This is a genomic window from Pseudoduganella sp. RAF53_2, assembly GCF_052113985.1.
In the GTDB taxonomy this organism is placed as follows: Bacteria; Pseudomonadota; Gammaproteobacteria; order Burkholderiales; family Burkholderiaceae_D; genus Rugamonas.
In genome coordinates this window covers 1-12,471 of sequence record NZ_JBFRDW010000097.1, presented here as the reverse complement: position 1 = coordinate 12,471, position 12,471 = coordinate 1, and the positions used below count along the sequence as shown (strand labels likewise).

Below are 12,471 nucleotides of genomic sequence, written 5' to 3'. Positions count from 1 at the left end.
GAAGGAGGCCAGCGCCTTTTGCGAAATGCGCGCCTCCAGTCCTGGGTGCTGCTGGCGGAAAGTCTGCAGCCGGTCGGCGGCAGACGTCATGCTGCGCATATAGCAGCTCTGCGAATAGCGCCGCAGCGAATACTCCGCCACCTTCAGGTAATACTCGCGCATGAATTCGTGCTGCTCGCGCAGGCGCACGATGGTGGTCCATTCAAACCGCGCGGCCGTGATGGCCGATTCAGCGACGACGAATTCCAGCGCAGGCAGGCCTTGTTCGCCGGCCAGCAGGTCGTGATGCGAGCCGCATGGCTCGCCGTCGGTGGCGAAGCCCATTGTGACGTCGGTGCCATCGCTGGTGATCAGGCCACGGCGGCCCACGCCTGAAAACAGCCAGAATCCTGCCGTGGCGGGCTTCCCCGCATGCTGCAAATACTCCCCTTTGCGGAAACGCACCTGCTGCACGTGCGGCGCGAGCGTCCGGTTGAACTGATCGAACAGTTCACCGCTGACGCCAAGGCGCTTGAGCGTGGCTTCGCGAAAGCGTTCGCGCTGCTGAAGGAATACGGCTGGCATTTTGGTATTTCTGACAATGTTGTTGTCATTGTGCAACTTTGGGTTCTGCAATATACGCCTCCCCGCGCCGCACAGCAATGTTTTGTAGATAAGTACGTGTAACTAACCGGCGAATTGGTTCGGTGTATGCTTGTCCTTATGACTACAGCATTAGTGATCATCGATATGCAGCGCGGACTGTGTTCGGGCGAGGAAGAGGCCTTCGATATCGGCCGCGTGATTGAAAACGTCAACGCGCTGATCGCGCGGGCGCGCGCGGCGGATGTGCCGGTGATTTTCATGCAGCACGAGGAGGCGGCGGGTTCGCTGGTCTTCGGCAGCGAAGGCTGGCAGATCGACGACCGCGTCGCGGCGGATCACGATGATCTGCGCTTGCGCAAGACGACGCCGGACTCCTTCCACGCCACCTCATTGCACCAGATCCTGCGCGAACTGGGCGTGGGACGGCTGGTGCTGTGCGGCCTGCAAAGCGACTACTGCATCGACGCCACGGTACGCCGCGCGCTTAGCCTGGGCTTTCACGTTGCGCTGGCATCGGATGCGCATTCGACGATGGCGAACGGCGTGCTAAGCGCCGCGCAAATCACGGCCCACCACAACGCCACGCTGGCTAACCATCGCAGCTACGGCCCGGAAATCGCCGTGCTGCCCGCGCAGGAAATCAGCTTCGCTTAAACGGCCGCCGAGGGCAGGCGGGAGAGGACAGCGCGCAGGGCGCCGTGGGCGATGGCGACGTCGGGGCCATCATGGAGGAGGGTGTTGTAGCGCTTGCGGAATTCTTCGTCGCTGGGCGCGCGCGGGCCGATCAGCTGTTCGATCACGGTGCGGAAGCGGGCGGCGATGTCGGCGGCGGCCAGGTCCGGCTCTTCCATGCATTCGTCCAGCTCCGCCATCAGCGCGGACAGCTTCTGCAGCCACAGGAGTTGCGGGTGATTGGTCAGCATCTGCAGCTGTTCCAGCGCGTTGACCGGGGCGCCGTGGTATTGCAGCTCGACGTCGGCAACCGCCTTATGCACCTTGCGCAGTGCGCGCGACAGTTCGCGCAGTTCGCCGCGCATCTGATTCTCGTCCATGACCGCCTCCTTGAATATGCCGCTATCTTCGCTCAGGTGCGGGCACGCTGCAATCCCTCCATCGAGTACACTGCCGCACATGGACAGGACTGAACTCGAACATCTTCTCGCGCAATCGCAAACCCGCTTTGCCGATTGCTCTTTTGACGGCGCGGACCTCTCGCGCCTGGATCTGCAGGGCTGCACCTTCGAGCGCTGCACCTTTGCCGAAACCAATCTCTACGCGGGCAAGCTGGCGGGCACGAAATGGCTGCGCTGCCGTGCCGGTGGCGCGGATTTTGAGGCTGTCGATGCGGTCGATGCGCATTTCGAGGGCTGCGACCTGAATAACAGCAAATGGCGCCGCGCCCGGCTGGCCTCGGCCACCTTCCGCAGCTGCAAGCTGACCGGCGCTTCGTTCGAGGAAGCCGCGCACCTTGGCCTGAGGTTCGAAGACAGCTTGCTGGTAGGCGCCGATCTGCGCGGCTTCGGCTTCAAGGGCGCGACATTAAAGCACCTGGATTTCTCGGATGCCTATTTGTCCGGCTGCGATTTCAGGGAAGCCGTATTTGAAGGCGGCAGCCTGCGCAACGCCGTGCTCAAACAGGCAAAGTTCGCGGGCGCCGATCTGCGCGAAGCGGACATCGAAGGCGTGCGCCTCACCGATGCGGCCATGTTCAAAGGCGCGGTCATCTCGCACGCCCAGGCCGCTGCACTGCTGCGCGAACTGGGACTGATCGTTACATAAAAAAACGGCGCCCGCAGGCGCCGTATCCAAGACTACCGGGATCGTTAGAACGCCGTGTCGAAGCGGACATAGTAGGAACGGCCGTTGATGCCGAACGGGCAGGTTTCCCAGCAGTGGGTGAAGCCCAGCTGAGGGAACGGCGCTGCCTTGACCGGGTCCCACTTGGTCGGCATGGTATCGGCCACATTGTCGATACCGACGGTGACGTGGGTCTTCTTGCTGAAGCTGTAGCGGCCCGTGATATCCAGCAGCCACTTGCCAGCCCAGGTCTGGATATAGCCTGGCGTGAAGCCCTGGCCCTGCACCGGACCGTAGTAGTTGGCGCGGGTGTTGAAGTTCCACGGACCCATGGTGTAATCCGCTGCCAGCACGTGGTGCTTGCGCGGTTGGCCATGTTCGATCAGGGTCACCTGGGAATCGTCGAACAGCTGCTGGCCGGTCAGCACGCTGGAAGTCGAATGGCGGCCATCCACTTCGGTCTTGTTGAAGCCCAGCTGGCCGGACAGCACCAGAGTGGATGCCGGCAGGCGTACGGTCTTCTCTGCCACGATATCCAGGCCGGTGGTGGTGGTGTCAACCGCGTTGGTGAAGAACTGCGCCTGGCCGACTTTCAATGGGCCGAGAATGTTGGCGATCGGGCCGCCCTTGGCTTCCGGCTCGATCACGCTGGAGAACACGATGCGGTCCTTGATCTTGGTGCGGTACAGGTCAGCTGTCAGCGACATGTCTTTGGCCGGACGCAGCACCATACCCACGGAACCGCTGCGCGATGTCTCTTCCTTCAGCGGAGCGATGCCCAGTGCTTTGGTGACGGCACTGTTCTGGCGCGCGGTCAGGGTTTCGGTCAGCACGCCGGCGGCATTCAGGTTGGTGGACACGGAGCTATAGAACTCCTGCTGCACGCCCGGTGCGCGGAAGCCGGTGGAGAAGGAACCGCGGAAGCCAAACTGCTCGCTTGGGTCCCAGCGTGCGCYGACCTTGCCGGTGGTGGTGTTGCCGAAGTCGGAGTAGTGCTCGTAGCGTACAGCGCCGGCGATCAGCAGTTCGTTGAACGGACGGTGTTCGACGTCGAGGTAGACGGCGGTGTTGTGGCGGCCATCATCCACGGCGGTGGCTGGTGTATAGCCTGGGAAGCCCTGGGTACCCGCCGCAGCCACGCCGCCTGTCTGGTCCTTGATCACGATGGCCGGATTGTTGGAGCGGCCGTACTGATAGGACACGGGATCGCCCGCTTCGATCTGGTAATTGTCGCGGCGGTACTCGAAGCCGGTTGCCACGAACAGGTCGGCGCCGCCCAGCTTCACAGGGCCTTTCAGATCGGCGTTGAAGGTGGTCTGGTTGAACTTCAGCTTACCGGTATCGGCGGACAGCGGCGAATCGGCGTAAATCCCGCCGCCCGGTTTCGGCTCATACCAGTACGACACGTTGATGGTGTTCGCTTCGTGGAAGCCCAGCTCGCTGTGGCCGTGGTTGACGCTGATGTCGAAGTTCCAGTCGGCGCTCAGGTCCTTGCGGAAGCCGAAGGCCACCGAGTAGTCCTTCACCGTGGTGCGGATGTTCGGCAGGAAGCCGTTCGGATACACGGCAGGTACGGTGCGGCCATCGCCGGCCGAGCGGAAGAAGCCGGAGGAATCGCCTTTGCGCTTGGACACGCCACCGAAGGAATAGAATTCGCCGCCGTTATCGGCCGGTACTGCCGCGTTCCACCACAGGTAAGCATCTTTGGCATCGGAGTCGCCGATGCGCTGGGTCACGCGCGGAGGATCGACACGCAGGGTGTCCGGACCGGCGCGGTTGGTCTCGCCGCGCTTGCGGCCTTCCAGGGTCAGGTTGATATAGCCGTTCTCGCCGATCGCCCAGCCGCGGTTCACGCTGGCGGAGTACAGGTCGCCGTCGCCTTCATTGGTGGTGCCCAGGGTGCCGGAAACGGCAGTCTCGCCCACATTCTTCTTCAGCACGATGTTGATCACACCGGCGATTGCGTCCGAGCCATACTGTGCGGCCGCGCCGTCGCGCAGCACTTCAATGTGGTGGATGGCGGACAGTGGAATCGCGTTGATGTCGGTACCGGCCGAGCCGCGGCCCACCGTCTGCTGCACGTTCACCAGCGCCTGTTGGTGGCGGCGCTTGCCGTTCACCAGGACCAGCAGCTGGTCAGGACCCAGGCCGCGCAGGGTGGCCGGGCGGATGATGTCGGTACCGTCCGAAATGAAGGTGGACGAGAAGTTGAACGATGGGTCCAGCGTTTGCAGCAGCTTGCCCAGCTCCAGCGGGCCAGCGGTTTCCATGTCTTTGGCGCTGATCAGGCCAACCGGGTTGGCGGTATCAAGGGCGGTTTTAGGCTGCGAGCGGGAACCCAGAACGATCACTTTCTGGTCGTCGGCGATGGCGTCGGTTTGGGCCCAGGCCTGGGTGGTGGCTGCCAGCAGGACGGCGCTGGCGAGAAGAGTGCGTTTGAACTGAGGCGATACGTGGTGCGCGGCTTTCTTCTTCATATGTGCGGTCTCTCGTTGTGTTTTCTTGGCATTACTAGGGGTAACGCGAAAAAAATACTAACGCGCACATTTGATACAGGCAAAAGCCCATGTATCGAAATGTTGCAGAATGTGCACGCAAGACAATATTGCGTGCTTTCCAACTCGAAATAAAGTAATCTCATGGCCCCATGACCTGGATTCATGGGTTCGGTATGGGGTTTTTACAACATTGCTGAATGCTTTAGTGCTGGTCCTGCATCCACTCTTTCAGACCATCCACCCACGATTTCGCGTTCAGGTTCATCTGTTTTCGAATAACTGAGGCGCGGTCATACAGCTCACTGAAGTCCAGCGAAGGCGACTTCTTAAATGCAAGGACCACGATATTGGCGTCGTGGACTTCCGGCAGCCAGACCACCGCGTCGAACACTTCCGCCATCGCGCTCAAATTCCGGTCGTAGTTACTGAGCTCGCCAAACACATTGGTGGTCATGATGCCTTCCGCCGTCAGGCAGTCGGAGCAGGCCTGATAGAACTCGGGGCTGTCCAGCACCGGGCCGCGCGCTTCCTCATCGTAGAGATCGACCTGCAGCACATCGGCCCTGTTGTGGTTGGCGGGATCGGTGACCCAGTCCATCGCGTTCATTTCCCTCACCTGCAGGCGTGCGTCGTTGGGCGGCAGGCCGAACAGGGCTTCGCAGATGGCGATAACATTCGGGTTCAGCTCGATCGTGGTCACGCGCGCGTCGGGGAAGCGGCGGTAGGAGAACTTGGTGAGGGCGGCGCTGCCCAGTCCCAGTTGCACGATGTGGCGCGGTTGCTGAATGAACAGCATCCACATCATCATCATCTGGACGTATTCCAGTTCGATATTGTCTGGTTTGGAAAGGCGCATCGCGCCCTGCACCCAGGAAGTCCCCAGATGCAGCGAGCGAACGCCTTCAAATTCGGTAATGGTGGCGGGAGGATGGCCGGGCTGGTCGAAACGTCGGTTTTGCATGGACGCTAGTTTACCAGCGTAGGGCGGATCATTGATCCGCCGAAGAGGAGCAGCAGTGTCGGCTCAAGGTCAAAGCGCACCGGCGGCGCCTGCCTGCGCGGGCAGCACCATCGTCACGGCCAGGCCACCGCCTTCGCGATTGGCCAGCGTGATGCGGCCGCCGTGGGCCTCGGCGATCTCGCGGGCGAGCGCCAGGCCGAGGCCGGTTCCGCTGCGCTTGGTGGAGTAGAAAGGCACCAGCGCATTGGCCAGCACGGCGTCGCTCATGCCGGGGCCGCGGTCCTGCACTTCGATGCGCAGCATGCCTTGCACGCGGCGCAGGTCCAGCGCCACCTCGTCGGCCGCTGAGCCGGACTCGTGTGCATTCTTCAGCAGGTTCAGCAGGGCCTGTTCCATCTGGGCAGCATCGAAGTCGGCGGGCTCTGGCGGCACTTCGCCGGTCAGTTTGAATTGCACCTGGTCGGCGAGGCCGTTCAGGAAGGCTTGCCAGTCCTGCGCTTCCAGGCGCGGCGTGGGCAGCTTGGCGAAGCGGGCGTAGCCRAGAATGAAGCTCTCCAGATGGCGCGTGCGTTCTTCGATGGTGGCCAGAATTTGCGGCAGGCGCTCGGTTTGTCCGCGCCGCACCAGTTCGGCGCCGGAGTGGGCGAGGGAGGTCAGCGGGGCCAGCGAATTATTCAGCTCGTGGCTGATGACGCGGATCACTTTCTTCCAAGTTTGCACTTCTTGCCTGCGCAGCTCGGGCGTCAGCAGGCGCAACAGGATCAGCTCGTGTTGGCGGCCATTCAGGCTGAAGCTGCGGCGGGCCAGGTGGAACACTTCCTCCTCCTCCGCTTCGCCGCTGGTGAACAGGCCGTCGCCGCCGCGCGCCATCGCTTCGCGCAGGGCGGGCGTGGCGTTTTCCATGATCTCCTGCAGGTGGGCGCCTTCCAGCTTGCGGCCTTCATGCAGCAACTGGCGCGCAGCGATGTTGGCGTACACGATGGCGCCGCTGTCGGTGGCCAGCATCATGGCGACGGGCGTGTGCTGGACCATGGTGTCCAGCAGCAGCTCCCTTTGCACCAGCGCGAGGCGTTGTTCGCGCAGCACCTGGCCCAGTTCATTGTGCGCGCTAACCAGGTCGCTCAGCTCGTCGTTTTGCGGCCAGTGCAGGCTGAACGAAAAATCGCCGTCACGGTAGCTCGCCACCGTGCCGGTCAGCGCGCGGTACAGCGACAGGGTTTGTTCGAGATAGATGCGGATAGTGATGATCGAAATCGGCACCACGCACAGCAGGCAAATGCCAATCACCGCCAGCGGCTGGTCGGGCATCAGGCGCATTAGGGCCAGCGCGATCAGGATGCCAACCGTCAGCAGTGTGCCCACCAGCGCGGACCAGCGCGTGAGCAGGGACAGGCGCATCCGCTTATCTTGGGGCGCGTCCTGCGCGGCGGCGCCAGCGCGCGAGCGTCCATCGGTGGCGGCGGTTGATGGCTGGGCGCCGGGCGCGTTCGGCTCGTCGGGAGGGACGGACATCAGGGGCGGGCGATGCCGAGGCGTTCCATGCGGCGGTAGAGCGCCTGGCGCGACAGGCCCAGTTCAGCCGCCGCCTGTGCGACCACGCCGTTGGCGCGATTCAGCGCGACCACGATGGCTTCGCGGTCCGGCTCGTTGTCCGTGCTGCTGGCGCTGGAGGTCGCCTCAGGCAGGCCGAGGTCCGCCGCCACAATCTCATCGCCCGAAGCCAGCAGGCTCGCACGCGCCATCACATTTTTCAGCTCGCGCACGTTGCCTGGCCAGCCGTGCGCCAGCAGAGCCGCTTCGGCATCGGCACGCAGGCGGCGGCCGGAACCGAGGAAGCCGCGCGCCAAAGGCAGAATATCGCCGGGGCGCGACGCCAGCGGCGGCAGCTTCAGCTCAATCACGTTCAAGCGGTAATACAAATCCTCACGGAAGGTTCCGGCGCGGATCATCGCCGGCAAGTCCGCATTGGTCGCGCTGATCACACGCACCTGCACCTGCCGCTCTCGGTTGGAGCCCAGACGCTCGAAGCGCCCCGTCTCCAGCACGCGCAACAACTTCATCTGCCCCGCCAGAGGCAGGTTGCCGATCTCGTCGAGGAACAGGGTGCCGCCATCGGCCGCCTCGAACTTGCCCTCGCGGGCTTTGGAGGCGCCCGTGTAAGCACCCGCGTCCGCGCCAAACAGCTCGGCCTCGATCAGCTCCGCCGGCAGCGCGCCGCAGTTCAGCACCACGAACGGACCATCCTTCACCGACGAATTGGCCTGAATGATTTCGGCAATGCGTTCCTTGCCCGTGCCATTCGGGCCGCTGATCAGCACTGGCACATCGGCGCGCGCCACCTGGCAAGCCAGCGTGATCACGCGCTCGGTGGCGGGATCGGCAAACACCATGCCGCGCAAATTGAAGCGTTCCAGTTCGCGGCGCTGGCGCAGATCACCCTGCAGACGCTGGCGCAGGACGCGATTGGCCTGGCCCAGCTCCAGCAGATTCTGCACGGTTGCGATCAGCCGCTTGTCGTCCCACGGCTTGGACAGGTAATCGGCAGCGCCGGCCTTGATCAGATCCACCGCCGCATCGAGATGCGTCCAGGCGGTCAGCAGGATCACCGGCAGGTCCGGATAGAGCTTGCGGATTTCGCCAAACAGCGCAATGCCTTCTTCGCCGGACGTGGTGTCGGYGGTGAAGTTCATATCCTGGATTACCAGATCGATGCCCGCACCCTGCTTTTCCAGCATGGCCAGGCCTTCTTCCGGCGAGGCGGCGCGCAGCGCATCGATGTCGTGAAGCGAGAACAGGACTTCGAGGGCTACGGCGACCGCCGCGTTGTCGTCAATAATGAGTACAGTAGGCATGCCAGAAGGATAACATCAGGCGCTGCGGGTGGCGAGCGCCGGCGAAATCGAGGCCGCGCGCCATGCCGGACCATACACCGCGAAGATGCCCAGTGCCCAGAACAGAATCGCACCAACGACCATGTACTCGGCTGGCAAACGCGCCAGTTCCAGCTTGCTCACCAGGAGCTGATTGAGCGCCAGCGCGCCAAGCAAGCCGCCGAAAATACCGGCCGAGGTGATCATCACATTCTCCGTGATGAAATAGCGCAGGATGTCCATGCGGCGCGCGCCCAGTGCGCGGCGTACACCGATCTGCTTGCGGCGCTGCGTGACCCACAGGCTGGCCATGCCGACGATGCCGCTGGCGGTGACGATCAGCAGCAGCACGCTGACGGTGATCAGCATCCATGCCAGCGCGTGGTCGGCTTTGTAGCGGTCGGCGCGGTCTTCCAGCATGGTGCGCGTGCGGGTGACCACCTGGCCCTTGTACACATTGCTGATCGCCTGCTCGGCATCCTTCATCACGCGGTCGATCTGGCCCGGCTCGGCGCGGATCGCGTACAACGAGCGCGTTCCACCCGTCAGGCGGGCCGGGATGATGGTCGAGGCTTCGCCATTTTCGCCGACGGCTGCACCGGGCGTTTGCAGTTTTTCCAGCACGCCGACCACCACGGCCTGGCGCGCTTCCTTGCCGGTGCCGTAATACAGCGTCTTGCCCACATAGCTGCTGGCGCCGGGCCATACCTTCTCGCCAACCGTCCTGGTGATGATGGTCGCGTTGGGGAATTCCTTGCTGGTGTTCTGGTCGATTTCCAGCACGTCCGCCGGAGTGAAGTCGCGGCCTTCGATGATCTTCAGGCCCCAGGTCTTCACCAGCGAATCCGGCGTCACGTACATCGCCGCGTCGATGCTTTCCTTCAGCTGCTCGCGCTTGGCGGCCAGGCTGTTGTAGTTACCCGAATTCGACATCGGCACCTGGATCGTGTTGGCCACCGAGATCACGCCCGGCACGCCGCGCAGCGCCGCCGCTTCCGCTTTCTGCATGGCCAGCTGTTCTTCGTGACCGCCCTGGCGCAGCGGTTTCACGCGCAGACTGAAGGTGTTTTCTTCCGCAACCACGCCGGTAGGACGGGCGGAGACAGCCTGGCGCACGTTCACGATATGCAGCGCGTTGGACAGAATCGCCAGCGACAGCGCTACCTGCACGGCCACCAGGATGGGGCCTGTTTTACTGCGCATCAGCGCGGAAAAGATTGGTTTGATTTCCATGGTGTCCTCACTGCGATTTGAGTTGCATGGCCGGCGTCACCTGGCAAGCGCGCCAGGTTGGCAGCAGGCCTGCCAGGATGGCGGCGGATACCGACATCACGAAGGTCACGCCCAGCATCAGCCAGTCCATATGGGTGACGATGGCCAGCTGTTCGGAGCTCTTGCCGATCAGGGTCAGGGACGCAAGCGCCAGGAGCAGTCCCAGCACACCGCCGACCAGGCCAACCACTGCGCTCTCGATCAGGAACTGCGTGAAGATCTCCTTGCGCGATGCGCCCAGCGCACGGCGCACACCGATTTCCGGAGCGCGTACCGAGAACTTCGCCAGTAGCAGACCGATGGTATTCACCAGGCACAGCACCAGGAAGCCGAAGGCCAGCCAGGCGGAGATGCGGCTATCCTTACCCACCACCTTCAGATGCTCCAGCCACTCCATCAGATTGAATTGCACATTCGGTGCATTGCGTTTCAGGCGGCCCAGCTTGCGCTGTTCGGCGGAGTAGGCATCCAGCCAGTTCTGGAAGTCGCCGCGGGCGCTGGCGGAATGCAGTTCGAACCACACCTGAATCCAGGTGCACTCGGAATCGAGCAGCGACTGCCAGCCCGGATCGCGATAGCTGGTGCAGTTCATGCTGCCGTTGTGCTGTGTCTCATGGCGGATCGCGCTGCTGAAGGGGATGAAGAACTCGTCCTCATCGCCGAACGCGCCGGGACCGCCGATGATGCGGTGCACGCGCGGCACTGGGCGCCAGTTGTTGATCACACCCGTGATCAGGTAGCTGTTGTTCATCAGCTTGATGCGTTTGCCGACCGGATTTTCGCTGCCATACAGCTTYTCGGACAGCTTGCGGCTCAGGACAATCACGTCGGTGGCATCCTTGTCTTCGGACGCGCTCCAGGCCCGGCCATACATGAACGGCACTTCGAAGATGTCGAAGAAATCGCGGGTCGGCGCCAGGCCTTCGGCGGTGAACACGCCGATGTCGGTGCGCTCCGGTTCCACCGAACCTGCCACGCCATACAGCGCGGTGCGGCGGTCGCCCTGTTTGCTGTTCAGGAAGTTGACGGCATCGCGGTAGGAAGCCTGGTTGTCGTTGCGTTCATCGCCCGGCGTGTAGCCTTCGATCGGGCCGTTATCGACCATCGGCACGATCATGCGCTCGCTCTTGTCCGGATATGGGTCGCCGGACATCACGTGCAGGATGGTCAGGGTCGAAACACTGGCAGCCACACCGACTGCGAGGATCAGCACCATGAGCGCCGTCAGTGCCGGATTGCGGCGCAAGCTGCGCACGCCCAGCATGAAGTAATACTGGAACATGATCAGGCCTCCTTGGCGACCAGGGTCGGGGACTTGCGCACCAGGTCGGACACCTGGCCGTCGATGATGTGCACATTGCGCTGCGAACGCTGCGCCAGTTCCGGATCGTGGGTCACCATCAGGATGGTCGTGCCTTCGGCGTTGATCTCTTCCAGCAGCTCCATCACGCCGCGCGCCATCTGGGTGTCCAGGTTACCGGTCGGTTCGTCGGCCAGCAGCAGCTTGGGCGAACCGGCCAGCGCGCGGGCAATTGCCACGCGCTGCTGCTGGCCGCCGGACAGTTCGGCCGGGAAGTGCTTCATGCGCGAAGCCAGTCCCACCTTGGTCAGTGCTTCGGTGATGCGTTCCTTGCGCTCGGCCGCGTTGAAGCCGCGATAGCGCAGTGGCACGTCAACGTTGTCGTACAGGGACAGGTCGGGAATCAGGTTAAAGCCCTGGAAGATGAAGCCCAGCTTTTCGTTGCGCAGGCGGGAGCGCGCATTGTCGTCCAGCCCTTTGACGTTGACGCCATCCAGGATGTACTCGCCGCTGGTGAAATCTTCCAGCAGGCCCGCAATGTTCAGGAAGCTGGTCTTGCCCGAGCCGGAAGGGCCGGTCACGGTGACGAATTCGCCTTGCTTGACTTCGATCTCGAAGCCGCGCAGTGCGTGGGTTTCGATCATGTGGGTGCGGTAAACTTTGCTCAGGTTTTGCATGCGCAGCATGGTTGGCTCCTGTGTCCTTGTTGGGGGTTATTGGTTGATCGAGACGCGCGCTGCGTTCTCGAAGTTTTCGGTTCCGGAGATGACGATCTTGTCGCCCTGTTTCAATCCACTGATGATTTCCACGGCGCTCACGCTGGTGGCGCCCATCTTGATCGGCGTGCGGACGGCGATACCGTCCTGCATCAGGTAGGCGAAGCGGCCGCCTTCCGATTCAACAAATGGACCGCGTTGGACCATCAGCACATTCGGTTTTTCGTCAATCAGCAAGCGGGCCGACACGCGCTGGCTCTGGCGCAGGCCTTCCGGCTGCTTGCCGTTGAAGCGCACGCGCGCCAGCACCTGGTTTTTCACCACTTCCGGCGACAGGGCGGACAGCTTGCCGGTGGTCTTCACGCCTGCCACTTCGATCTCGGCGTTCATGCCGATGCCCAGATCATTGACATAGGTTTCGGGCACTTCCAGCTCGACTTCCAGCTGGCTCAGGTCGACCAGGGTCATCAGC

The 12,471-nt window shown here is 62.8% G+C and carries 12 protein-coding genes; 2 read left to right on the top strand and 10 right to left on the bottom strand.

The features are described 5' to 3' along the window. The coding region (locus AB4Z11_RS08350; protein WP_442024312.1) for a Crp/Fnr family transcriptional regulator at positions 1-564 on the bottom strand (564 nt) is incomplete at its 3' end. Positions 565-702: 138 nt separating this feature from the next. Here AB4Z11_RS08350 and AB4Z11_RS08345 point away from each other — a divergent pair. Beyond that, on the top strand, positions 703-1,239 hold the full coding sequence (locus tag AB4Z11_RS08345; protein ID WP_442024310.1) for a cysteine hydrolase family protein: 537 nt from the start codon (positions 703-705) through the stop codon (positions 1,237-1,239). On the opposite strand, the gene AB4Z11_RS08340 is transcribed toward AB4Z11_RS08345, so the two are convergent. Further along, positions 1,236-1,637: a hypothetical protein gene (locus AB4Z11_RS08340; RefSeq protein ID WP_442024308.1), complete on the bottom strand. Its 402-nt coding sequence runs from the start codon at positions 1,635-1,637 to the stop codon at positions 1,236-1,238. The two genes, AB4Z11_RS08345 and AB4Z11_RS08340, sit on opposite strands and share 4 nt — an antisense overlap. A 79-nt stretch (positions 1,638-1,716) precedes the next feature. On the opposite strand from AB4Z11_RS08340, the gene AB4Z11_RS08335 reads away from it, so the two are divergent. After that, the gene (locus AB4Z11_RS08335) at positions 1,717-2,364 is read left to right on the top strand and encodes a pentapeptide repeat-containing protein (RefSeq protein WP_442024306.1); all 648 of its coding nucleotides are present in this window, start codon (positions 1,717-1,719) and stop codon (positions 2,362-2,364) included. 44 nt (positions 2,365-2,408) lie between these two features. Here the strand turns inward: AB4Z11_RS08335 and AB4Z11_RS08330 are convergent, their stop codons facing one another. The 8 genes from AB4Z11_RS08330 to AB4Z11_RS08295 all read right to left on the bottom strand — a co-directional run. Further along, the gene (locus AB4Z11_RS08330) at positions 2,409-4,859 is read right to left on the bottom strand and encodes a TonB-dependent receptor plug domain-containing protein (RefSeq protein ID WP_442024304.1); all 2,451 of its coding nucleotides are present in this window, start codon (positions 4,857-4,859) and stop codon (positions 2,409-2,411) included. 223 nt (positions 4,860-5,082) lie between these two features. Next, positions 5,083-5,841, bottom strand: a complete 759-nt coding sequence (locus tag AB4Z11_RS08325; RefSeq protein ID WP_442024302.1) for a spermidine synthase — start codon at positions 5,839-5,841, stop codon at positions 5,083-5,085. A gap of 69 nt (positions 5,842-5,910) precedes the next feature. Next, positions 5,911-7,239 (bottom strand): sensor histidine kinase, encoded by a 1,329-nt coding sequence (locus AB4Z11_RS08320; protein WP_442024314.1) that lies wholly within the window; start codon positions 7,237-7,239, stop codon positions 5,911-5,913. Between the two features lie 113 nt (positions 7,240-7,352). After that, positions 7,353-8,693, bottom strand: a complete 1,341-nt coding sequence (locus AB4Z11_RS08315) for a sigma-54-dependent transcriptional regulator (RefSeq protein WP_442024300.1) — start codon at positions 8,691-8,693, stop codon at positions 7,353-7,355. 15 nt (positions 8,694-8,708) lie between these two features. Then, complete coding sequence (locus AB4Z11_RS08310) at positions 8,709-9,944, bottom strand: ABC transporter permease (protein WP_442024298.1); 1,236 nt, start codon at positions 9,942-9,944, stop codon at positions 8,709-8,711. A 7-nt stretch (positions 9,945-9,951) separates the two neighbouring features. Continuing rightward, positions 9,952-11,265 (bottom strand): ABC transporter permease, encoded by a 1,314-nt coding sequence (locus AB4Z11_RS08305; protein ID WP_442024296.1) that lies wholly within the window; start codon positions 11,263-11,265, stop codon positions 9,952-9,954. A gap of 2 nt (positions 11,266-11,267) precedes the next feature. Further along, the gene (locus AB4Z11_RS08300; RefSeq protein ID WP_442024294.1) at positions 11,268-11,969 is read right to left on the bottom strand and encodes an ABC transporter ATP-binding protein; all 702 of its coding nucleotides are present in this window, start codon (positions 11,967-11,969) and stop codon (positions 11,268-11,270) included. A gap of 27 nt (positions 11,970-11,996) precedes the next feature. Beyond that, positions 11,997-12,471, bottom strand: a 475-nt coding sequence (locus tag AB4Z11_RS08295; protein ID WP_442024292.1) for an efflux RND transporter periplasmic adaptor subunit, incomplete at its 5' end; no start/stop codon positions are given.

Bases quoted from the DNA above. Each gene is read 5' to 3' on its own strand.
- AB4Z11_RS08310 (WP_442024298.1), bottom strand. From the start codon at position 9,944: ATGGAAATCAAACCAATCTTTTCCGCGCTGATGCGCAGTAAAACAGGC.
- AB4Z11_RS08335 (WP_442024306.1), top strand. From the start codon at position 1,717: ATGGACAGGACTGAACTCGAACATCTTCTCGCGCAATCGCAAACCCGC.
- AB4Z11_RS08340 (WP_442024308.1), bottom strand. From the start codon at position 1,637: ATGGACGAGAATCAGATGCGCGGCGAACTGCGCGAACTGTCGCGCGCA.
- AB4Z11_RS08325 (WP_442024302.1), bottom strand. From the start codon at position 5,841: ATGCAAAACCGACGTTTCGACCAGCCCGGCCATCCTCCCGCCACCATT.
- AB4Z11_RS08300 (WP_442024294.1), bottom strand. From the start codon at position 11,969: ATGCTGCGCATGCAAAACCTGAGCAAAGTTTACCGCACCCACATGATC.
- AB4Z11_RS08345 (WP_442024310.1), top strand. From the start codon at position 703: ATGACTACAGCATTAGTGATCATCGATATGCAGCGCGGACTGTGTTCG.